The 21,859-nt window shown below is 45.6% G+C and carries 20 protein-coding genes; 10 read left to right on the top strand and 10 right to left on the bottom strand.

Features of this window, described 5'->3' with window-relative positions:
• The first annotated feature begins 304 nt into the window (after positions 1-304).
• The 3 genes from Q384_RS11225 (at position 305) to Q384_RS11215 (ending at position 3,236) form a co-directional block, all read left to right on the top strand.
• Positions 305-982: a response regulator transcription factor gene (locus Q384_RS11225; RefSeq protein WP_037588247.1), complete on the top strand. Its 678-nt coding sequence runs from the start codon at positions 305-307 to the stop codon at positions 980-982.
• A 254-nt stretch (positions 983-1,236) separates the two neighbouring features.
• Positions 1,237-2,649, top strand: a complete 1,413-nt coding sequence (locus Q384_RS11220; protein WP_037588246.1) for a HAMP domain-containing sensor histidine kinase — start codon at positions 1,237-1,239, stop codon at positions 2,647-2,649.
• Between the two features lie 101 nt (positions 2,650-2,750).
• Positions 2,751-3,236, top strand: coding sequence for a PAS domain-containing protein (locus tag Q384_RS11215; RefSeq protein ID WP_037588243.1), 486 nt, complete (start codon positions 2,751-2,753; stop codon positions 3,234-3,236).
• Positions 3,237-3,521: 285 nt separating this feature from the next.
• Here the strand turns inward: Q384_RS11215 and Q384_RS11210 are convergent, their stop codons facing one another.
• From Q384_RS11210 to Q384_RS11195, 4 genes are all read right to left on the bottom strand, one after another.
• A complete protein-coding gene (locus Q384_RS11210) occupies positions 3,522-3,815 on the bottom strand; it encodes a type II toxin-antitoxin system RelE family toxin (RefSeq protein WP_037588242.1) in 294 nt (97 codons plus the stop codon).
• Positions 3,802-4,044, bottom strand: a complete 243-nt coding sequence (locus Q384_RS11205; protein ID WP_037588241.1) for a type II toxin-antitoxin system Phd/YefM family antitoxin — start codon at positions 4,042-4,044, stop codon at positions 3,802-3,804. The genes Q384_RS11210 and Q384_RS11205 overlap by 14 nt, the downstream gene beginning before the upstream one ends.
• Positions 4,045-4,311: 267 nt before the next feature.
• The gene (locus Q384_RS11200; protein WP_037588236.1) at positions 4,312-5,619 is read right to left on the bottom strand and encodes an ammonium transporter; all 1,308 of its coding nucleotides are present in this window, start codon (positions 5,617-5,619) and stop codon (positions 4,312-4,314) included.
• A gap of 40 nt (positions 5,620-5,659) precedes the next feature.
• Positions 5,660-5,998: a P-II family nitrogen regulator gene (locus tag Q384_RS11195; protein WP_037588235.1), complete on the bottom strand. Its 339-nt coding sequence runs from the start codon at positions 5,996-5,998 to the stop codon at positions 5,660-5,662.
• Between the two features lie 604 nt (positions 5,999-6,602).
• On the opposite strand from Q384_RS11195, the gene gap reads away from it, so the two are divergent.
• The 3 genes from gap (at position 6,603) to mutL (ending at position 10,404) form a co-directional block, all read left to right on the top strand.
• Positions 6,603-7,631, top strand: a complete 1,029-nt coding sequence (gene gap, locus Q384_RS11190; protein ID WP_037588234.1) for a type I glyceraldehyde-3-phosphate dehydrogenase — start codon at positions 6,603-6,605, stop codon at positions 7,629-7,631.
• A gap of 122 nt (positions 7,632-7,753) precedes the next feature.
• Positions 7,754-8,416 (top strand): DedA family protein, encoded by a 663-nt coding sequence (locus Q384_RS11185; RefSeq protein ID WP_037588232.1) that lies wholly within the window; start codon positions 7,754-7,756, stop codon positions 8,414-8,416.
• A 38-nt stretch (positions 8,417-8,454) separates the two neighbouring features.
• Complete coding sequence (gene mutL, locus Q384_RS11180; protein ID WP_037588231.1) at positions 8,455-10,404, top strand: DNA mismatch repair endonuclease MutL; 1,950 nt, start codon at positions 8,455-8,457, stop codon at positions 10,402-10,404.
• A 346-nt stretch (positions 10,405-10,750) separates the two neighbouring features.
• Here the strand turns inward: mutL and Q384_RS11175 are convergent, their stop codons facing one another.
• From Q384_RS11175 to Q384_RS11165, 3 genes are all read right to left on the bottom strand, one after another.
• Entirely contained in the window at positions 10,751-12,157 is a 1,407-nt protein-coding gene (locus Q384_RS11175) for an MFS transporter (protein ID WP_037588230.1), read from the bottom strand.
• Between the two features lie 152 nt (positions 12,158-12,309).
• Positions 12,310-13,719 carry an MFS transporter gene (locus Q384_RS11170; RefSeq protein ID WP_037588229.1) on the bottom strand — a complete coding sequence of 470 codons (1,410 nt, stop codon included), beginning with the start codon at positions 13,717-13,719 and terminating at the stop codon, positions 12,310-12,312.
• A gap of 80 nt (positions 13,720-13,799) precedes the next feature.
• Positions 13,800-14,957, bottom strand: a complete 1,158-nt coding sequence (locus Q384_RS11165; RefSeq protein ID WP_037588227.1) for a M20 aminoacylase family protein — start codon at positions 14,955-14,957, stop codon at positions 13,800-13,802.
• A 271-nt stretch (positions 14,958-15,228) separates the two neighbouring features.
• On the opposite strand from Q384_RS11165, the gene Q384_RS11160 reads away from it, so the two are divergent.
• The 3 genes from Q384_RS11160 to Q384_RS11150 all read left to right on the top strand — a co-directional run bounded on the left by Q384_RS11160 (position 15,229) and on the right by Q384_RS11150 (position 18,149).
• Positions 15,229-17,586: a helix-turn-helix transcriptional regulator gene (locus Q384_RS11160; protein ID WP_037588225.1), complete on the top strand. Its 2,358-nt coding sequence runs from the start codon at positions 15,229-15,231 to the stop codon at positions 17,584-17,586.
• 162 nt (positions 17,587-17,748) lie between these two features.
• Complete coding sequence (locus Q384_RS14575; RefSeq protein ID WP_037588223.1) at positions 17,749-17,967, top strand: transposase; 219 nt, start codon at positions 17,749-17,751, stop codon at positions 17,965-17,967.
• Positions 17,883-18,149 (top strand): hypothetical protein, encoded by a 267-nt coding sequence (locus Q384_RS11150; protein ID WP_156956563.1) that lies wholly within the window; start codon positions 17,883-17,885, stop codon positions 18,147-18,149. The genes Q384_RS14575 and Q384_RS11150 overlap by 85 nt, the downstream gene beginning before the upstream one ends.
• Positions 18,150-18,352: 203 nt before the next feature.
• On the opposite strand, the gene Q384_RS13695 is transcribed toward Q384_RS11150, so the two are convergent.
• Complete coding sequence (locus Q384_RS13695) at positions 18,353-18,493, bottom strand: hypothetical protein (protein ID WP_169740864.1); 141 nt, start codon at positions 18,491-18,493, stop codon at positions 18,353-18,355.
• Positions 18,490-19,041 (bottom strand): gamma carbonic anhydrase family protein, encoded by a 552-nt coding sequence (locus Q384_RS11145; RefSeq protein WP_037588358.1) that lies wholly within the window; start codon positions 19,039-19,041, stop codon positions 18,490-18,492. The genes Q384_RS13695 and Q384_RS11145 overlap by 4 nt, the downstream gene beginning before the upstream one ends.
• A 113-nt stretch (positions 19,042-19,154) precedes the next feature.
• On the opposite strand from Q384_RS11145, the gene Q384_RS11140 reads away from it, so the two are divergent.
• A complete protein-coding gene (locus tag Q384_RS11140; RefSeq protein ID WP_037588217.1) occupies positions 19,155-21,197 on the top strand; it encodes a M3 family metallopeptidase in 2,043 nt (680 codons plus the stop codon).
• Positions 21,198-21,466: 269 nt separating this feature from the next.
• On the opposite strand, the gene Q384_RS11135 is transcribed toward Q384_RS11140, so the two are convergent.
• Positions 21,467-21,784, bottom strand: coding sequence for an H-NS histone family protein (locus Q384_RS11135; protein ID WP_037588357.1), 318 nt, complete (start codon positions 21,782-21,784; stop codon positions 21,467-21,469).
• Between the last annotated feature and the right edge of the window lie 75 nt (positions 21,785-21,859).

Here is a 21,859-nt window from a genome sequence, read left to right as displayed (position 1 = left end):
GTTTTGGGTAAATATTGTGAATTTCAGGCTGCCTGAAGCATTGTATCAGCAGATTTTTTTTGACGGCTGGTGTATTTTAGAATAGATTGTTAATGTTATACCCGCAAAATGAGCGGTTTTCTGTATCAATGTATTTTCAGACAACTTGACTTTATTTTGCATAAAATCAAGTTGTTTTTAGGTTAATTTGTGCCACAATGTAAAACCGATCATAAACTCAGGTACATGAAAATAATGTATTCGGATTGTGTTAGGACTGGGGGAATTATTAACCATCTTCAATTACTCCTTTTGAGGAATAGCCATGAATCGTGTTTTATTGGTTGATGATGATCAAGAGCTTACTGAATTATTAACGGAATATCTGCGCTCAAGCGGCTTAGATGTCAGCAGTGTCGGGGACGGAGAATCAGGGGTCCATGAAATTTTATCGGGTCATTATGACGTGGTGGTTTTGGATTCCATGATGCCCAGGAAAAATGGCTTAGATGTCCTGAAAGAAGTGCGCATGACCAGCAGAATTCCTGTGATTATGCTCACTGCCAAAGGTGATGACATCGATCGCATCATCGGCTTGGAAATGGGTGCGGACGATTATGTTCCCAAACCTTGCCAGCCGCGTGAATTGCAGGCGCGCATTAACGCCATTTTGCGCCGCGTGCAGCAGCCCATCAATTCAGGCAGTGCGGTGGGCAGTATTTCAGCCAGCGGTGTTACTTTGTTTCCCGCCAAGCGTCAAGCCACTTTAAACAATGAAATTTTGGAATTAACCAGCACCGAATTCAATTTACTGGAAGTGCTGATTCGCCACGCAGGACAAGTGGTGAGCAAAGAAAGTCTGTCGGAAGATGCGCTGGATCGCAAGCTGGCGAAATTTGATCGCAGTATTGATGTGCATATTTCCAGTATCCGCCATAAATTGGGCGATCCTCGGTTGATTCAAACCGTGCGCGGGCTGGGATATTTGTTTGTTAAAGAATAAATCCGATTTCGTCTTGACTGATTTCTCGAATTGATGCCGCTCAGAAATTGCTCGTTCCAATCGCATTAACGATTGTTGATGATGTCCGTAAATTTATGCTGATGCAGCCAAAATATCAGTGGTCGTCCACGCCATTATTGCGTGGCAGGGTGCGAACACACGGCACCCAATTGTTTATCGCTCAGTGTCTTAATGAGCTTGTTGCATTGGTGTGTCGTTTCCTTGTAATTGCTGTTTAGCCCTATTTCCGTATCATGAAACTTTTCCAACGCATCTTCACCACTTTTTGCGCCGTGATTATTTGCGCCATTTTTGTGGTTTGCTTTTCTTTTTGGCTGGTGCAAAACATACTGGCGGAAAGTCAATTCAAACAACAACGTGAATTTGAAACGGAGTTGCTGCGCAGTGCCGTTTCCGCATTTTATCTGCGTGGTGATACCGGTGTTGTGGATCGCTTGAATGAATGGAGCGATACGGCAGGCGGCGATAGCCTGTATGTGGTTGTGGGTGATAACGGTGTTGATCTTTTGAATAGACCCGTTAGCAAACAAAATATTCAGGAAGCCCGAGAATATGCACTCGTAAACCCCGATTCGCCACTGGTTCAAATTGGGTATAGCCGCTTGGGTGAGGAATATCTTTTTTTTCTGCGCAATTGGCAGCAAAAACAAGCATTGTCAGTACCCACTTTTTTTGTGATTCCCGGACTGTCCTTTGCACCCATTTGGCATGAACTCATTCTTTTGGTGAGTGTTGTGATTGCCGGTTTGGTGATTGCGTATATTTTGGCAAGTTACATCACCCGCCCGATACACATTTTATCTCAAGGCATGAAACAGCTTGCCAGCGGTGATTTAAAAACGCGGGTGGCGCATCGGCTGGTTGATCGCCGCGATGAATTGGAAGAACTTGCCACACAATTCGACCTTATGGCGGGGAAACTGCAAAATTTGGTTGAAAAAGAACGGCATTTATTGCATCACGTATCGCATGAAATGCGATCGCCCTTGGCACGTATGCAAGCAATTTTGGGTTTGGTGCAAGTGCAGCCGGAAAAACAGGAGCAGCATTTGAATCGTTTGGAAACCGAGCTTATGCGTATGAACGGCTTGGTTGATGAATTGCTCACCCTGTCGCGCTTGGAAACCATTGATGTGTTTGCCGATAAAGAGCATTTGGCACTCATTCCGTTTTTGCAGCAAGTTGTGGACGACAATCAGGCATTGGCACAAAAAAATAATCAGCAATTGGCGTTTCACAGTGAAATCACGCAGGAAGCCTATATTGACGGCAATGAAAATTACCTTTACCGCGCTTTTGACAATGTGATTCGCAACGCGATTGCTTACAGCCCGTCGCACAGCACCATCAGCGTTGTCTTGAAAAACAATAACAAACAACAATGGACGGTTGATGTTGCCGATGATGGTCCCGGTGTGCCACCCGGGCAATTGCCGCATATTTTTGCCACATTTTACCGTGCAGACAGCAGTGCCAATAAACCCGGCACCGGCTTGGGGCTGGCACTGACAAAACACATTATTGAAAAACACAACGGTAAAATTTTTGCCGAAAACCGTCAGCCGCACGGTTTGGTAATGCATTTTTTATTGCCTAAGATACACACCAAAAAAGTAAAGACCGATGTTGTCAAACAAGCTGTCTGAATGGTTGAATTCGGTGTTGAAATGAAAAGACGGTTGCAGAAAGATAGGCAATACATTGCAGATTTGATAGAATAATCGGTTTATTATCAATTAAATGATATATGTCAAATATTATTCTGCCCACTCAACCCAAACCCGCCGCAGATGCTGTTGCGCATGAACTGCATTACTGGAGCGGTGAAACGCGCACTGTTTACACCATTGATGAAGAATTGGCTTGGCCCGACGGTCATCTGATTGTATCGCGCACTGATGTAAACGGCATTATTACCCATGCCAATGAAGCATTCGTTACCATCAGCGGCTGGACTCGTGATGAATTAATTGGTACGCCGCATTGTATTTTGCGTCATCCCGACATGCCAAAAGCAGCATTTGCCGATTTATGGGCAACGGTTCAAAGCGGCAAACGCTGGACGGGTTATGTGAAAAATCTCACTAAAAATGGTGCTTATTATTGGGTATATGCCACCGTTCTGCCCAATGTACGGCAAGGAAAGTTGGAAGGGTACAGCTCAATCCGCCGCAAACCCAGCCGCACCAAAATTGAGGAAATGAAGAAAATTTACGCAGAAATGCGTGATTAACAAGCCCGTGATGCTGATAATTCTGCTGAATAATCCCATACATTGATGTAGCCTATCCGCTGAAAGTGTGCGGTGTGGCAAGCTGTTTAACAGTGTATATGGCTTCAACGCCAAATCTGATGAATGATTGATATTCTTTCAGGTAGCCTGTGATAGGCAATCTTGGACAATTTTGCCTATCCGCCCGAACGGAAAAGAAAAATCCTTTGCACATGCAAACCGCACCTCAAAGTTGGGTTGCGGTGTCCAACTTTCGGGGTGCAGTTCATTTGGCGTGTTTTTTCTCTACTCAATTAAGCGTTTATCCGCTTGCGTGTAAGCCTTGTTTTTATCACGTTTGCCAACGGCAATGACTGTAACCACGACAACATTATCATCAACTTGATAGATTAAGCGATAACCTACTTTTCTTAATTTGATTTTGTAGCAATCCGACATTCCGTGTAATGCCGCAGACGGTATGTGTGGATTTGTCAGACGTTCAGCCAGCTTCTTTTTAAATTGAGTACGGATACTGCCGTCTAATTTTTTCCATTCAGCCAACGCAGGTTCAATGAAAGCCAGTTCATAAGTCTTCAAGATTAACCTTTCTGGCAGGTAAGCCCATGCGTTCATGAGCCAATTTTAGGTCTTCTAAATCTTCCAGATAATCCATAAGGGCTTCGTAACGTTGCGCTGAAAGCAAGTAGGCTTCGGGTTTATTATGGTTTAAAACAGCAACTGCGCCGTCAGCTTCACTGACAATGTGGCTGAAGTTTCGTTTTAGGTCAGTAACACTGACTGCATAATCGGCAAGTACGATATTCATTTTTATTTCATCCTAAATTTGATGCTTAATTATACTCTTTTTCGGGGCTGATTTTAAAGTTCCACAATCACTACAGGATATGCTTCAGACAGCCAAAACATTATTAGCTTCCAGAAGTTCGGGAATCATGTATTCGAGTTTCATGGGTAAGGCTTCCTGAAAAAAGTGAGTGAGTAATAAAAAAAAACTGCACCTCAAAGTTGGGTTGGGTGTCCAACTTTCGGGGTGCAGTTCAATGCAAAGGGGTTTTATCTTACCAAGCGATGTTTATTCCACACGTTCGCCGTGTATAGCCAAATCCAAGCCTTCGCGCTCTTCATCGCGTTCCACACGCAAGCCGCCGCAAATTAAACCAACTGCTTTCAGAATAATCCAGCTGACCGCGCCGCTGTACACCACGCTGATGATGACGTCTTTGATTTGAATCCACAATTGGCTGCCAATGGCGGCATCGCCGCCAAAAATCATATTGGAGAACAATGCGCCGGTTAAAATTGAACCGATGATGCCGCCGAAGCCGTGAATGCCGAATGCGTCGAAAGAATCATCATAACCCAATCTGCGTTTCAGCACGACAGAAGCGAGATACGCGCCGACTGCGGTAACAATACCAATAACCAAAGCCGCTTGCGGACCGACAAAACCGGCAGCAGGCGTAATGCCCACCAAACCGGCTACCGCACCGGAAGCCAAGCCCAAAGCAGAGGGTTTGTGCCCTGCCAGCTTTTCACACAGCATCCAAGTTAATGCGGCAACGGCGGCGGCAATTTGGGTAACTGCCATTGCCATGCCGGCTGACGCATTGGCGGCAACGGCAGAACCTGCGTTAAAACCGAACCAACCCAGCCACAGCATGGCAGCACCGGTTAAGGTGAAAGCCATATTGTGCGGTGCCATCGATTCTTTGCCGTAGCCTAAGCGCGGACCAATCACCAAAGCCGCCACCAAACCGGCAACACCGGCATTGATGTGCACAACCGTACCGCCGGCATAATCCATCACGCCGCCTGCAGCCATAAAGCCGCCGCCCCATACCCAGTGTGCCACAGGTACATACACCAACAGGGAATATGCACCGGAAAACAACAGCATGGCAGAAAATTTCATGCGACCGGCAAATGCACCGGTAACAATGGCAGTGGAAATCACGGCAAAAGTCATTTGGAAGAACATAAACACGCTTTCGGGAACAGAACCCGCATTCGGCGCGATTGTGCCGACTTCTTTTGCCAAATCCAAACCCATGCCGCTCAAAAAGAAACGGTCTAAGCCGCCGATAAAAGCGTTGCCCGGCGTAAATGCCAGTGAGTAGCCGACGATCATCCACAATACACTGACCAAAGCGGCAATTGAAAAACTGTGCATCATGGTGCCGAGCACATTTTTCTTACGATCCATACCGCCGTAAAACAAGGCAATGCCGGGAATGGTCATAAACAATACCAAAACGGCGGAAGTCATTACCCAAGCGGTGTCCCCCGAGTCAATGGCAGACAATGGCTGCCACCAATCGGCGACTCCTTCGGCGAAAGCGGCGGCAGGCAGTAACCCCCCAGTTGCCGAAAGCAATTTCATCATATTTTTCATGATTTTTAACCCCCAAAAAGTTTTGGTATCAAACCGCCGCTTCACCGGTTTCACCGGTGCGAATACGGATCACTTGTTCCACCGGTGAAACAAATACTTTACCGTCGCCCACTTTGCCGGTATTGGCTGCCTGAACAATGGCTTCAACGGCGCGATCCACCATGTCGTCAGACAACACGATTTCGATTTTGATTTTCGGCAAAAAGTCCACCGCGTATTCTGCGCCGCGATAGATTTCAGTGTGTCCTTTCTGACGGCCAAAACCCTTGACCTCGCTTACAGTCATGCCTTGAACACCCACTTCAGCCAAAGCCTCGCGGACATCATCAAGTTTAAACGGCTTAATCATTGCGGTGATTTGTTTCATAATCGTTCTCCTAAGGCTTAATGCAACACAGAAAATTTTCAAGCCAATGCAATATTCAGCACGGGTGGCTTAACAAAAAGAGACTTAACCTTAACCAAATTATTTTTGCAGTGCAATAGAAATTTTCAAAAAATACATCTTTATTTTAAAAAAGAACAGATGTTTTAATTTTTAATTAAAAATATAAATTTAATTTTAATAAAAATAGAATTTTTAAAATTAATTTATTTTTGCTGATTTTAGACCGCATGCAAAACACGAATTGGGATTATTTTCTTGACAGAATTCAATCTGTTTTCAAAACAAATGATTTTTTTCGGTAATTTTTGTTTTTTAACAAAGTATTGTGCCTTCAATTAAATATTGCGTATCTTGCGGGCGCTTTTTGAGGTACACGGTTGTTGCGCATTGATCAAACAGACGCCTGTTTTCCCTTTTTCCACTCGGGCTGACGCAAAAATCCCCTCACAATCTGATGCAATATTTATAATTAGGACGCAATAAAAACACGAATGACTATTTCACCATACACAGCCAAAGGCAAAAAGCGTACAATTTAGGAATTTGATTGACACAACAACGACACACCCCAAGGAACAATCCCATGAGTTTGAAAGTTGCCATTAATGGTTATGGTCGCATTGGTCGCCAGATTTTGCGGGCCATTTATGAATACAATCTGCGCCACCAATTTGAAATTGTGGCGGTAAATGTTACCGGTGATTTGGCAACCAATGCACACATCACCCAATTTGATACGGTACATGGCCGCTTTCCGGCAGCCGTTGCTCATGATGAAAATCATTTATTGATAAATGGCGACAAAATTCCGGTTTTCTCTACCCGCGACCCCGCCCAATTGCCTTGGCGCGATTTGGGCGTGGATTTGGTGTTTGAATGCACAGGGGCGTTTACCAGCAAAGAAAAATGCCAAGCCCATTTAAACGCAGGTGCAAAAAAAGTGCTGATTTCCGCGCCCGGCGGCAACGATGTTGATGCCACCATTGTTTACGGTGTGAACCATGATGTGCTTACCGCAGACATGACAGTGGTATCCAACGCTTCTTGCACCACCAACTGCTTGGCGCCTGTGGCAAAAGCCTTGCATGACGGCTTGGGCATCACCAAAGGGCTGATGACCACCATTCATGCTTTCACCAGCGACCAGCTCTTAACCGATAACGCCCACAGCGACCTGCGCCGCGCCCGCAGTGCGGTGGAAAACATGATTCCCACCAAAACCGGTGCGGCAAAGGCCGTGGGTTTGGTATTGCCTGCATTGAAAGGCAAACTCGACGGTTTTGCCGTGCGTGTGCCAACCATTAACGTGTCTTTGGTGGATTTAACTTTTGAAGCCGCGCGTGATACCACGGTGGAAGAAGTGAATGCGCTGGTGAAAGCCGCGAGTGAAGGCACGATGAAGCACATACTTGCTTACAACACGCTGCCTTTGGTATCAATGGACTTTAACCACACCACACAAGCCTCCACTTTTGACAGCACGTTAACCAAAGTGTCCAACGGCAATATGGTAAAAGTGTTGTCGTGGTACGACAACGAGTGGGGCTTCAGCTGTCAAATGCTCAATACCGCGCGCGCCATGTTTGGTATGGACGTTGCTGCATTGGTTTAACAGATTGTTTCTGCTGATTAAAAACAGGCTGCCTGAAAGTTTTCAGGCAGCCTGTTTTTTACTGTTACCCGCCAATCAAATTCGGCTAGAATGCGCTTATTCTCATCATATACTGCTTCGTTATGGAATTCATCGGTGCTTTGATTGATTTTATTCTGCACATCGACCAACATTTACAACAATTAAGTCATCAATACGGCGTATGGATTTATGCCATTTTAATTGTGATTATTTTTTGCGAAACCGGTTTGGTGGCAACACCGTTTTTACCCGGTGATTCTTTATTATTTGCCGCCGGCAGCATTGCGGCGGTGGGCGGTATGAATATTTATCTTATGGTGGCATTATTGTTTGCCGCTGCCGTGTTGGGTGATGCCGCCAATTTCAGTATCGGTAAATATTTTGGGAAGAAATTATTTGCCAATCCCGATTCCAAAATATTTAAGCGCAAGTATTTACTGCAAACGGAAGCCTTTTATGCCAAGCATGGCGGGAAAACCATTATTTTGGCGCGGTTTATTCCGATTATCCGTACATTTGCACCGTTTGTGGCGGGCATGGGACACATGCATTACGGACGGTTTTTGCGCTATAACATTATTGGTGCGTTGATGTGGGTACTGCTATTTTCGTTTGCCGGTTATTTCTTCGGACAATTGCCTATCGTTAAAGATAATTTATCTTTAATTTTATTGGCGATTATTATTTTATCTGTTGTCCCTGTTGTGATTGAAATTATTCGGCATCGTTATCTTGCCAAGCGGGAAAAGACAGCGGTGCAATAATGCCATCATCAAATATTTAAAAAGATATTGAAGCACACATGAATCATATTAACCTGTTGCCCGATCATTTGGTCAATCAAATCGCCGCCGGTGAGGTAGTGGAACGCCCTGCCAACGCCTTAAAAGAATTGCTGGAAAACAGCATTGATGCAGGTGCGACCCAAATTGACATCGCACTCACAGGCGGCGGCATCAAACGATTGATTATTGCGGACAACGGCAGCGGCATTCCTGCTGATGAAATCGCGCTGGCTTTGCACCGCCATGCCACCAGTAAAATCCATAATTTGAGCGAGTTGGAAACCGTGTCAAGCATGGGTTTTCGCGGCGAAGGGTTGGCGAGCATTGCCTCGGTGAGCCGCCTCACCTTAACCAGCCGCACCGCCGATGCCGATATTGCCGCCAGTGTTTACGCTGAAGACGGTGTATTGGGTGAAACCCGTGCCGCCGTCCGCGCCGTCGGTACAACCATTGAAGCGGCAGAGCTTTTTTTCAACACACCGGCGCGGCGCAAATTTCTTAAATCGGAAGCCACCGAATACGCCCATTGCCTCAACATGACGGAACGGTTGGCATTGTCGCATCCGCACATCGCGTTTACCCTCAAACACAACGACAAAACCACGCTGTCTTTACCGGTACAAACCATTGCTGAACGGGTTGCCGCCTTACTGGGCAGTGATTTTCAGGCAGCCTCATTAAGCATAGACAGCAAAGAAGCAGCAATTCGGCTCAGTGGGTTTATCAGCAAGCCCACGTTTGCGCAGGGCAAAAGCAATCAGCAATATTTGTTTGTGAACCGCCGTTTTGTGCGCGACAAAGTACTGCTTCACGCCGTCAAACAAGCCTACCGTGATGTGCTGCATCACGCGATAACGCCCGCATTTGCCTTGTTTTTGGAAATGCCGCCCGCTGATGTGGACGTAAACGTACACCCCGCTAAAACCGAAGTGCGCTTTCGCCAAAGCCAGCAGATTCACCAATTGGTATTTCATACCCTCAACAAAGCCTTGGCAGACACCAACGCCGCAAACACCGCGTCTTTATCGCAAGCGGGCGCAGTATTGCGGCAAATCACGGCAAATGAAGCCCAAAATGAAACGGCGTTACCCACATACAACAATTCCGCCGAATCTTTTTCAGGCAGCCATCGCAGCACCCCCGTGCCGTATCAAGCTGCCCGCGCGCCGATACAGCGCGGTTTGAGCTTAAAAGAATCGCAGGCGGCCTTAAACACCTATGCCGAACTTTATCGAGAAGATGCGCAAAAATTTGATAATCCCATTGAGGATAATCCAATTGAAAATGACAGTGAATTGGCGCAATGGGAGCGCGAACGCGGCATTTTCCCGCCCGAAGATACAAATAACACCAATCATCGATATGACGAAACCGTCGCCGCACTGCCTTTGGGCTATGCCATTGCGCAACTGTCTGATATTTATATTTTGGCGCAGGGTCAAGACGCTTTATTGCTGATAGACATGCACGCCGCAGCAGAGCGCGTGAATTATGAAAAAATGAAACACCAACGCAGTGAGCAAGGCAGCCTTGTCAGCCAAGCCTTGCTGATGCCGATTGTTTTTTCAGCCGACCATGAAGAGATGGCAACTGCTGTTGAATATGCTGACAATTTGCGCGGTTTTGGTTTGGAACTCACCGCTTTAGATGAAAACCGACTCGCCATTCACACCGCACCGGCACTGCTTGCCAAGAGCGATTTGGTTACACTTGCCCGTACTGTATTGGCAGAACTGGCAACCATCGGCAGCAGCCAACACATCGCCGCCGAAGAAAACCGCATACTTGCCAATATGGCGTGCCACGGTTCGGTACGCGCCGGTCGTAAACTCACCCTGCCTGAAATGAACGCTTTGCTGCGCGACATGGAACACACCGAGCGCGCCAATCAATGCAATCATGGCCGTCCAACATGGGTAAAACTGAGCTTACAAGACTTAGACGCGCTGTTTTTGCGTGGGCAATAAATAACAGGCAGCCTGAATGAAATCCTTTAAGATAGATCCTCCCTGTCATGCAAGATATAGCTGAACTATTAAATTTTTCAAAATGACTAGCCAGAAAAATTACGGCTAATTATCTGAAATCTACTGAATAGGCTATGTTTTCTTTTTTGAAAAAATAATAGTACAGCTATAAATGAGACTGGGAAGGATAAAGAAAGACAGAATGGGATAGGCAAAATGAAATTGAATTTCACCCAGTGAAACAAAAAAGGCTTTGAGACAGGTATGACTACTGCCAGTACAGTAGTCATCCTGTAAACCATAATGTTACTCCATAACTTTTTCGGTTTTAGCTTTGAAGACCTCCCTAACTTTGTACTTTCTTTTGCCCGGGAACAATAAATATAACAGCCAACAACGCCAGTACACCAAACCCGACATTCAGCCACAGCCCTGCGGCTCCGGCTTTATTTATATCATCAAAAACAGAGAATACTGCGAGGGAAAGTGCAACACCGATTGCGCCGCCCAATGAAGAAGCCAACTTATAAATTCCGGCTGCAACAGCGGCTTTTTCTTGAGGGGCAGCGGAAACAGCTGTATAAATTGACGGAGTAGCATAAGTCCCAAGCCCTAAACCAAATAAAGCATATCCTACGATAACAAGTATTTTATATAAACCAATATCTTCAATACCAGTGAAGGACATCAAAATCACACCGGAAAATGTAATCACAGTGCCAATAATCATTGGTAATCTGCCACCGAATTTAAACAGGATTTTTTGGCCAACGGGTAACAGTGCCAGTACAGCAATGGCATAAGTTATCGTCATTAAAGCAACCTCACCTGTACTCATTCCCCTGCCTCTAAGCATATAAGTATTGACAACAACCATTGCACCGACAATTGAGTTCACCAAGAAATTGGATAGTGTTGCTCCGAAGTAACCGCGAGAAGTGAACAGGCTGAAATCAACAAGCTGAGCAATGCCCCGTGAATCGGCTTTCTTCTCCACGTAGTAAAAAGTAATCAGCCCCAGGATAGCTGCGGCGAGCGTTCCGATAAAGCGAATATCGGTATATCCCCAGCTGCGGCCTTTGGATACGGAAAGTACAAGGCAGATCAGAGAGACAATAAAAATCATGGCTCCGACCATGTCGAATTTCTTGTCGGTAGGGGCAGCTTTCACTTCCGGCGTTCCCAGTATCAGGGTAAAGCCAATAATAGCCACAACAGTACTTATCCAGAAAATAGCCTGCCAGCCAAGATTAGGTTCAACCAACCCCGCGAGAATGGCACAAAAGCCGGACCCGCCCCAGGAACCAACCGACCACCATGTTAATGCAGTCGCTTGTTTCTTTTCTTCAAAATAGGTTTTCACCAGTGCTATCGTTGCCGGCATAATACAGGCTGCGGAAATGCCCTGTAATGCACGCCCGACAATCAGTATGTCAACATTCCAGGAGATGGCAACCAGTGCAGAACCCGCAACACTCAATACAGTACCAATGAAAGCAAACTTTATCCGACCATACCGATCAGCAAGACCACCGGCTGCGACAACACAGGCAGCAGAAAAAAGCGGGGCAAGAGAAGCAGCAAAGTTAAGTAAATCCATCTGAGCAGGATCATTAGTGATACCAAATGACCGTGCAATTGAAGGGATCAGGGCTGCTTGCATCGATTGTGCAAACATCCAGAATGTAAGAACCAGCAGAACGATACCCAGGATAAGCCGACCATTTCCCTGGTAATTTTTAGTAGAGTTCATTGAAATTGTCCATTAATTATATTTTCCTGCACCGGACAAACTGACAATCAGATGCCGGTCTGAGACAGGTATGACTACTGCCAGTACAGTAGTCATCCTGTAAAATCAGAACATTACTTCATAACTTCTTCGGCTTTAGCTTTGAAGACCTCCTAACTTTGTACTTTCTTTTGCCCGGGAACAATAAATAAAATAGCCAGCAACGCCAGTACACCAAACCCGACATTCAGCCACAGTCCTGCGGCTCCGGCTTTATTTATATCATCAAAAACAGAGAATACTGCGAGGGAAAGTGCAACACCGATTGCGCCGCCCAATGAAGAAGCCAGTTTGTAGATTCCGGCTGCAACAGCAGCTTTTTCTTGAGGTGCAGCAGATACAGCTGTATAAGTTGACGGGGTAGCATAAATCCCCAGCCCCAAACCGAATAAAGCATACCCTACGATAACAAGCATTTTATATAAACTAAGATTTTCAATACCAGTAAAGGACATTAAAATCACACCGGAAAACGTAATCACAGTGCCAATAATCATTGGTAATCTGCCACCGAATTTAAACAGGATTTTTTGACCAACGGGTAACAGTACCAGCACAGCAATAGCATAAGTTATCGTCATTAAAGCAACTTCACTTGTACTCATTCCCCTGCCTTTGAGCATATAGGTATTTACAATAACCATTGCACCGGCAATTGCGTTCAGCAGGAAATTGGACAGTGTCGCCCCGAAGTAACCGCGAGAAGTGAACAGGCTGAAATCAACAAGCTGGGCAATGCCCCGTGAATCGGCTTTCTTCTCCACGTAGTAAAAAGTAATTAGTCCCAGGATAGCTGCGGCGAGTGTTCCGATAAAGCGAATATCGGTATATCCCCAACTGCGGCCTTTGGATACGGAAAGCACAAGGCAAATCAAAGAGGCAATAAAAATCATGGCTCCGACCGTGTCGAATTTCTTGTTGGTAGGGGCAGCCTTCACTTCCGGCGTTCCCAGCATCAGGATAAAGCCAATAACAGCCACAGCAATACTGATCCAGAAAATAGCTTGCCAGCCCAGGCGGGGTTCAATCAACCCCACGAGAATGGCACAAAAGCCGGACCCGCCCCAGGAACCAACTGACCACCATGTTAATGCAGTCGCTTGTTTCTTTCCTTCAAAATAGGTTTTCATCAGAGCTATTGTTGCCGGCATAATACAGGCGGCGGAAATGCCCTGTAATGCACGACCGATGATCAGTATGTAAACATTCCAAGAGACGGCAACCAGTGCAGAACCCGCAACACTCAATACAGTACCGATGAAAGCAAACTTCATCCGACCAAACCGATCAGCAAGACCACCGGCTGCAACAATACAGGCAGCAGAAAAAAGCGGGGTCAGAGAAGCAGCAAAGTTAAGTAAATCCATCTGAGCAGGATCATTACTGATACCAAACGTTTTTGCAATTGATGGAATTAAGGCTGCTTGCATCGATTGTGCAAACATCCAGAATGTAAGAACCAGCAGAACGATACCCAGGATAAGCCGGCCATTTCCCTGGTAATTTTTAGAATCAGAGTTCATTAGAAAATCTCAATTTAAGTATGTTTCCTGCACCAGACAAACTGATAATCAGATGCCGGTGTGCAGGAAGAATTTATTTTTTATTTAAGAAATTGTTCGGTTAGCGATGCCCAGAACTTAACGGCAGGTTTCATAACCTTGTCATTAAAATCATATCCCGGGTTATGAACAGAACAGCCATCTCCGGCTCCGACAAAGAAGTAACTGCCTTGAGGATTCTTCTCAAGCATGAAAGCAAAATCCTCACTGGCCATCATTGGCGAAGCGTTATCATTTATCAGCGAAGGTTCAAAAATACTCCGCGCAACATTAATGGCAAAATCCGTCATTTCCGGGTTATTCATCAATACGGGGCTGCCACTGAGATGCTGAACATCTGCACGGGCACCAAAACTTTCTGCCTGATGAACGGCTATTTCTTCAATTCGTTTGAGAACAAGTTTGCGTGTATCCGGATCAAGAGTACGAATACTGAGTTTTAGTGTGGCGGTATCGCTGATGATGTTGGCGACCGTTCCCGACGTGATGCTGCCGACAGTAACAACAGCCGGCTGGAATGGGGTAACATTACGGGAAACGATGGTTTGAAGTGCCGTCACGATATGGCAGGCAACAACAGTTGAATCAATGGCTCTTTCGGGGATTGCACCATGACCGCCGGTGCCGTGTACATTGATCTGCATTGTGTCAGAAGAAGAAAGCATCGCACCTTTACGGAAATGGAAACTTCCCTCTGCAAGTCCGGGCATATTATGAAGTGCAAAAATAGCATCGCACGGAAATTTCTCGAAAAGCCCGTCATCCATCATCAATTTGCCGCCGATCAACAATTCTTCGCCCGGCTGAAAAATAAGATGAAGCGTTCCGTTGAAGTTACGGCTGCGAGCAAACCATTCTGCTGCAAACAGTAACGTTGCAGTATGCCCATCGTGCCCGCATCCATGAAACTTACCTTCAGCGACACTCTTCCAGGCTTTCCCGGAGTTCTCCATCATTGGCAGGGCATCCATATCAGCCCGCAGCCCCAGGACGCGTTTCCCATCTCCCTGACGAAGCGTCCCCACTACACCGGTTCCACCAAGCCCTCTGTGAACCTCATAACCCCATTCTGTCAGCATCTTTGCCACAAGATCAGAGGTTCTTAATTCCTCAAGCCCGATCTCCGGATGCTGATGAATGTCCTGGCGAACCGCAATGTACTTCGCCTCATTACCATCAAGAAATTCCTGTAAATTCATACAAATTCTCCTGTTAAAAGATAAACTATCATGAAATTATCATGAAACTATCATGATTTATGATATGCTTTCTTTCATACTATGCTCTCTGAAGCACATAAAACAGGTAAATCTTTGATGACATTAAGGGTGGTTATTGTGTTGTTTTTTTGTTGTCAGCAGGTTGTGTCATAAAAAAGAGTGTTTTTTTTGATGTGACAGGTCAGGATGGGCTTTCATCGTATCAACATGCCCGACAACTTCCCCCTGTCTAAAAGACGAGAATAATCCCATGAAAGAACCCCTGGATTTTGACATTCATTTCATGAACATTCGGAAATACGGAAAGATTAGAAATAACGGCATCACAATAGTATTTGTCATGAAAGGAAGTGTTCTGCTAAGCACAGATGACAATGAAACCCATTCGGTTACTTGTGAAAAAGACACGCTTTACATTATCAACAGAAATGTCACATGGCATATGGAGGCATTGCAGGATAATGTTGTTTTATTCTTCCACCTGTCTTCATTATTGCTGCTCCAACAATCTGAGGATTTCTCCTCGTCAAGTTTCTCAATTGAAAATGATCTCGGTGGTAAATCGATTTTGCCCCTGCGAAACCTCCTTATCAATACCACACTGCTGTGGTTAAAAAAACAGCATGAAACCTGGCCTGTGGAGGTAAAAAGAAACCTTCTCGATATATGCTGTATTCTTTTACGCCATTTTAAAGCCACATCCGCACACAGTATAAAATCACAGTACAGTGAAAGAGTCAGCAAGGTAATCAACATACTGGAGGATCACTGGAATACAAATATTAAAGTACAGGATATCGCACAAAAACTGTATATAACCACACCACATCTCTCCAGACAATTCAGCCGGGAAACGGGCATCAGTATTCAACACTATCTGACAAATTGTCGTTTCAGGCACGCCGTAAAGGATATCGCCCAGACGACGCACCCTATCAGCCAGATAGCCAGCGAAAATGGATTTTTGTCTGTAAAACGGCTTACTGCGTTGTTCAGAGAAACCTGGAACATGACCCCCGGTGAATACAGACGTAAAATTAAATCAGGAACACTGGACTATAACGACAGGAGTGATACCAGCTCCATGACAACAGAGCTGACTGAAGATATCAGTACAACCGAGCTGTTTTCTTTATTGACAGTACCCGAACTCCTGACACAATCCCCTCCCGCGACATCAAATGAAAACAAATCGGAATATATAAATGTTCGCCTTTGCGGAGAAGACACAGGACATCCCCTGAAACAACAGCATTATGTGATTTCTGTGCGCTCTCCGGAGGATCTGCTGAAAGAGCATATCCAGGCACAAATTATTCGTTTACAGGAACAATTCACCGTCTCGCTGCTGGAATGCGGCGAACCGTTGGATCAACATTTGTTACCTCTCCAGTACATCCATACCGGAGAAACGATGCCAACATGGTCTGTATGGGATGAACTTGATCTTGCTTTCAGATTTTTGCAAAAAAGAAAAATTACACCGCTTTTTCGGCTGACCGTTTTCACCAAAGATACGCACCTTCAGTTTAGCGAATACCTGATCTGGCTGAGACGTTTCATCAGACACAATATCGTCATTTATGGGACGGAACAGATTAACGAATGGCAGTTTATTCTGGATTTGCGCTCCCTGCCTACAGAACTGAGTCATAAAGAACTTGTTGAGCGCTGCCTGGAACTATTCAGTATGCTGCATCAATTACTGCCTCATTGCAGGGTTGGATTATCGCTGGACAACAGTTTACTGAAAGAAAAGTATCACCATATACTTAGCTCAAATGAACTTATGGCATTTATTCATTTTCTGGGGATTTCGATTATCCAGAAGAGCCACGGCAATATATTCAGCTCGGCACAAAAAGAACGATCTGTTCAGGAAGGCCTGCATCAGATTAATGCAACGATACAGACACTCAGACATTACGGCCTGCATCGACCGATATGGCTTGAACAATGGGGGAGTCTGACAGGGAATACATTGAGAACAAGCGGTCTTTTTTTCCGGGGAGCACTACTGATGGATACCCTGCTAAACTTACCAAAAGAGATTACAATGCTGGGATTCTGGCTGAACTCCCGTTTACAAAACGAAGTATCAGGCAATCACATTATCAGAACTGACAGTCTGTCATTGTTTTTCAATGGCAAAACCCGCCGCCCTGTCTTTCATGTCCTGTCAATAAAAGAAAGACTCACCGGAAATATCATTGATTCCGGGTGCAACTACATTGTTACCAGCCACAATGACACCATCAGGCTCCTTTTGATCAATCCGGTGACAATTGACCCTGCATTTTCGTTACAACAGCATCTGCTGAATGATTACACAAGACGTTTTTATATCACACTGGACTTACCTGAAAATGCCAGCGGTCTCTGGCGGATAAAACAATGGATATTTGACCAGAAAAACGGGGCGTTGTATCACCAGTATGGTTTACAACCCACACGATATGATCGTGATGATGAGACAATGGAATATATCAATCGCCGTTCTGAACCAACTTTGACTGTAAGTGATAAAAGGCTGAAAAATCACTGGTATTCAGAAATTGATATGGATATCAATGCAATCTGCCTGATTGAACTCAGAAAGATTTCCTGAGGGGAAATATGTCAGACAGAATGGCTTTTCGTGAGACAGACGCTGGCTATGCAGCCGCTCCTGAATTATCTGCAAGTAATTGAAAATTATATAATAAATACTAATTTTATGTTATAGCTCACTGCAATAAATCTGTTCAAGCACCAAGAAAACCTTGCAGTTATGAAGCCGAAACAACCCAACAATCACCCTGATTTATTCCAGTTACAATTATCTCAAATTATTAATATAAATCACCCTTTGGTGAAATTATCTCATCGAATTAATTGGGGTAGATTGGCAGAAAAAATCGAAGCATGTTACACCACAGAAAAAGGTGGACAACCGCCGTTACCGACACGCTTATTGATTGGTTTATATTATCTCAAGTATGCTTTTTGAATGACGTGGAAATAGTCCGCGCCGATTTCAGGGATTTACTGGCGCGATACCATGAAACACCAAATACTTTGTTTGCGCTTGATCCGCCCTATATCAGCACTTTGCAGGGCATGTATACCAACAAGTATTACTTCCGCGATGCGAAATATGAAGATAATATGGTTTTTAAGTCACTTGATTGAAGTGGGTAAATTGAAAACTACCCATTCAGCTGAATTAAACTGAACGGGTGGTTTGGGTGGTGTACCGATGTGAAAATGAAATGCCGTTGCACAGGGTGAAATAAAATAAAAGAAGGTTTATCGTGCGCGGCATCACCTGAAAGAAACAATAGGCTGCCTGAAAGTTTTTATTTTCCGGCTGCAAAAATGGATTAACCCATTGCTTAACGGCTGATTTTGGTGTGGGACGTTTCGTAGCCCGCAGAAATTTCGCCGTACAATTCATTTTGTGCCGTACCTGTACCGGAAGCGCAGGCGGCAAGTAACAGAGACAATGCCAAAGCAAAGCATGCAGTGATTTTCATTTTGTTTCCTTTTGGTGTTTTTTGTGGTTTTGCATCAAACACACATAATGTTGTGCCGAATACGGCAAAAATGCCCGTTCTTCTTCAGTTAAAGGGCGTATTTTCTTAACCGGCTGTCCCATGTACAAAAAGCCGCTTTCCAAAACCTTGCGCGGCGGCACCAAACTGTATGCGCCGATCATGACATCGTCTTCGATCACCGCGTCGTCCAGCACCACGCTGTTAATTCCCACCAACACCCGATTACCGATGGTGCAGCCGTGTAAAGTTACGTGATGCCCCACGGTAACGTCGCTGCCGATGTGCAAAGGCGAACCTTGCGGTTTGCTGTCGCTTTTGTGGCTTACGTGCAGCATGCAATGGTCTTGCACATTGCTGTTCTTACCGATGCGGATATGGTTCACATCGGCACGTATTACCGCACAAGGCCACACCGATACATTTTCGTCCAGCACCACATCACCGATAACCACCGCCGTGTCATCAATATAACAACTTTCGTTGATGATTGGTACGGTGTTTAAAAAAGGCCGGATATTGTTTTTCATGGGTTTGTCCTTATTTGGGTGTTGCACCCATGCCTGAATGTTAACCATATTAACCCACAAACAGGCTGCCTGAAAACTGATTTTGGCAGCCGTAACCTTATTATGAGAAGAATATGCCTGAAAACAGCCTGTTGAATTTGCAAGATGAACCGCGTTTTGACGCAATAAGCACAGACGACATCAAACCCGCCGTTACCCAAGTCATTACAGAAGCGCAAGCCGCGATTGCCGCTGTTAAGACTGAAGCCGAAATCACTTGGCAAAACACAGTTGAACCGCTCACTGACGCTACCGAGCGCGTCGGGCGCGTGTGGGGCGTGGTGTCGCATTTAAACAGCGTAGCGGATACACCGGCATTGCGCGCGGTGTATAACGAACTCATGCCGGCAGTAACCGAATTTTTCACTGCCGTTGGGCAGGATTTGGCATTGTTTGAGCGATTTCAAGCAATTAAAAATAATGAGACGGCTTTTTCCGAATTAAGCGCGGCACAGCAAACCAAATTGGCGCATGATTTGCGCGATTTTGTGTTAAGCGGTGCGCAGCTGCCACCCGAACAGCAGGCGCAATTGGCTCAGATTAACAACGAAGCGGCGCAATTGGGTGCGCAATTCAGCCAAAATGTGTTGGACGCCACCGATGCGTTTGCCTTGTATTTTGACCGCGCCGATGATTTGAGCGGGCTGCCTGAAGACGCGCTGGCCATGTTTGCCGCCGCTGCTGCCGCCGAACAGCGGCAGGGTTATAAAATCGGTTTACAAATGCCGCATTATGTGGCGGTGATGCAATATGCCGATGACCGCGCTTTGCGTGAACAGATTTACACAGGCTATAACACCCGCGCCAGCGAATTGGGCAAACCCGAATGGGATAACACTGCCAACATCAGCCGCCGCCTCGAATTGGCACAACGTGAAGCCGAATTACTCGGGTTTGCCAATTATGCCGAATTGTCGCTTGCCACCAAAATGGCAGACACCCCTGCCGAAGTGCTGGCATTTTTGCGTGATTTGGCGGCGCGTTCCAAACCGTATGCCGAACGCGATTTGGCTGAACTCTCTGCCTTTGCCGCCAAGCATTTGGGTTTGCATGACTTGCAAGCGTGGGACATTGCTTATGCCAGCGAAAAACTGCGCCAAGCCAAATATGCTTTCAGCGAAACCGAAGTGAAAAAATATTTTCCCGCCGACCGTGTGCTGCATGGCTTGTTCGCACAAATTGAACGCTTGTATGGTGTGCAGTTGATTGAAAAATCAGTGCCGACTTGGCATAAAGATGTGCGTTATTATGAATTGATGCAGGGCGGTGCGGTTATTGGCGGTGTGTATATGGATTTATATGCACGGGAAGGCAAGCGAGGCGGTGCATGGATGAATGATTATCGCGGCCGCCGCCGTTTTGTCGGCGGTGCGCGTGCCGGACAATTGCAAACACCGATTGCTTATTTGGTGTGCAATTTCACGCCGCCCGTAAACAGTAAGCCCGCTCAATTAAGCCACGATGAAATCATTACCTTGTTTCACGAAATGGGACACGGTTTGCACCATTTACTCACCCAAGTTGATGAATTGGGTGTGTCGGGCATCAACGGCGTGGAATGGGACGCAGTGGAATTGCCAAGCCAGTTTATGGAAAATTTTGTGTGGGAATACGATGTTTTGGCACAAATGAGCAGCCGTCAAGACAGCGGCGAAACCTTGCCGCGCACTTTGTTTGACAAAATGCTGGCGGCAAAAAACTTCCAGCGCGGCTTGTTTATGGTGCGGCAAATGGAATTTGCGCTGTTTGATATGCGCATCTACAGCGAACCCGCCGCCGATTGGCAGCAGGTGCTGCAAGAAGTACGCCAAGCGGTTGCCGTGATTAAAGTGCCGCCGTTCAACCGCTTTGCCCATGCCTTTGGTCATATCTTTGCCGGCGGCTATGCCGCAGGCTATTACAGCTATAGCTGGGCGGAGGTATTGTCGGCTGATGTCTATGCTGCATTTGAAGAAGAGAATGATGCCCCAAGCACCGGCAAACGTTTTTGGCGTGAAGTTTTAGCGGCAGGCGGCTCTCGAGACGCCATGACTTCGTTTCAAGCCTTTCGCGGACGAAAACCAAAAATTGATGCTTTGCTGCGACACAGCGGTTTTATTGAGAATGAGGCTGCCTGAAAATGCTTTTCTGAACATTCCGAAACGCAACATCAAGCCGCTTTTCCCAAAGGGAAAGCGGTCTGATGCTGTTTGATACAGAATAGGCTTGTCTGCGCTTAAGTTACTCGGCACAAGCTGTTTGTTCGGTATTCAGCGGCATTTTTTTAAATACCGCTGAATATTTTGCGGCAACTGAGAAAGCCATCTTAATGATGCCGGACAGGAACAAACCGAATGAACAGCAAACCTTAATACAAATGCCCCACAGAGATGGGGCATTTGTATTTTTATTTCTCAATTAAAAGTTCGTCCAAAGATTTTCCTGCTTCTAAATGATCCACAACCCATTTCGGTCTTTTACCTGCACCGCTCCATGTTTGGCCGGTTAAGGGGTTTTGGTATTTGGCTCGGCTTTGTGGTTCAGCATCAACATTATCATACGTTTCGCGAAGCTCTTCAAAGCTGATTTCAAAGCTTTTCATTGCTCTGGCAATGTCTGCTTTTACTCTGCTTCTTTCTTTCCTTTTGATTCGCTCAATATACACTTCTAACCGTGCTTTTTCTTTTTCTAATTCGGCTAAGTCATGAGTAAGATTAATGTCCATTTGGTTTTGCTCCTTAAGTTTAAGGTCTGGGGAAAATACTGAATATTTGCATATATTACGATAAAAAAAAAAAAT

Origin of the sequence: Stenoxybacter acetivorans DSM 19021, assembly GCF_000745895.1 — a bacterium.
In the GTDB taxonomy this organism is placed as follows: Bacteria; Pseudomonadota; Gammaproteobacteria; order Burkholderiales; family Neisseriaceae; genus Stenoxybacter; species Stenoxybacter acetivorans.
Note: the sequence above shows the minus strand (reverse complement) of the source record. Positions and strands in the feature narration are given on the sequence as shown.

Excerpts from the sequence above, each read along its gene's own strand:
- Q384_RS11175 (WP_037588230.1), bottom strand. The coding sequence starts at position 12,157 with ATGAACTCTACTAAAAATTACCAGGGAAATGGTCGGCTTATCCTGGGT.
- Q384_RS14575 (WP_037588223.1), top strand. The coding sequence starts at position 17,749 with ATGAAGCCGAAACAACCCAACAATCACCCTGATTTATTCCAGTTACAA.
- Q384_RS11185 (WP_037588232.1), top strand. The coding sequence starts at position 7,754 with ATGGAATTCATCGGTGCTTTGATTGATTTTATTCTGCACATCGACCAA.
- mutL (WP_037588231.1), top strand. The coding sequence starts at position 8,455 with ATGAATCATATTAACCTGTTGCCCGATCATTTGGTCAATCAAATCGCC.
- Q384_RS11215 (WP_037588243.1), top strand. The coding sequence starts at position 2,751 with ATGTCAAATATTATTCTGCCCACTCAACCCAAACCCGCCGCAGATGCT.
- gap (WP_037588234.1), top strand. The coding sequence starts at position 6,603 with ATGAGTTTGAAAGTTGCCATTAATGGTTATGGTCGCATTGGTCGCCAG.
- Q384_RS11195 (WP_037588235.1), bottom strand. The coding sequence starts at position 5,998 with ATGAAACAAATCACCGCAATGATTAAGCCGTTTAAACTTGATGATGTC.
- Q384_RS11140 (WP_037588217.1), top strand. The coding sequence starts at position 19,155 with ATGCCTGAAAACAGCCTGTTGAATTTGCAAGATGAACCGCGTTTTGAC.
- Q384_RS11150 (WP_156956563.1), top strand. The coding sequence starts at position 17,883 with ATGTTACACCACAGAAAAAGGTGGACAACCGCCGTTACCGACACGCTT.
- Q384_RS11200 (WP_037588236.1), bottom strand. The coding sequence starts at position 5,619 with ATGAAATTGCTTTCGGCAACTGGGGGGTTACTGCCTGCCGCCGCTTTC.
- Q384_RS11160 (WP_037588225.1), top strand. The coding sequence starts at position 15,229 with ATGAAAGAACCCCTGGATTTTGACATTCATTTCATGAACATTCGGAAA.
- Q384_RS13695 (WP_169740864.1), bottom strand. The coding sequence starts at position 18,493 with ATGAAAATCACTGCATGCTTTGCTTTGGCATTGTCTCTGTTACTTGCC.
- Q384_RS11205 (WP_037588241.1), bottom strand. The coding sequence starts at position 4,044 with ATGAATATCGTACTTGCCGATTATGCAGTCAGTGTTACTGACCTAAAA.
- Q384_RS11220 (WP_037588246.1), top strand. The coding sequence starts at position 1,237 with ATGAAACTTTTCCAACGCATCTTCACCACTTTTTGCGCCGTGATTATT.
- Q384_RS11135 (WP_037588357.1), bottom strand. The coding sequence starts at position 21,784 with ATGGACATTAATCTTACTCATGACTTAGCCGAATTAGAAAAAGAAAAA.
- Q384_RS11170 (WP_037588229.1), bottom strand. The coding sequence starts at position 13,719 with ATGAACTCTGATTCTAAAAATTACCAGGGAAATGGCCGGCTTATCCTG.
- Q384_RS11165 (WP_037588227.1), bottom strand. The coding sequence starts at position 14,957 with ATGAATTTACAGGAATTTCTTGATGGTAATGAGGCGAAGTACATTGCG.
- Q384_RS11225 (WP_037588247.1), top strand. The coding sequence starts at position 305 with ATGAATCGTGTTTTATTGGTTGATGATGATCAAGAGCTTACTGAATTA.
- Q384_RS11145 (WP_037588358.1), bottom strand. The coding sequence starts at position 19,041 with ATGAAAAACAATATCCGGCCTTTTTTAAACACCGTACCAATCATCAAC.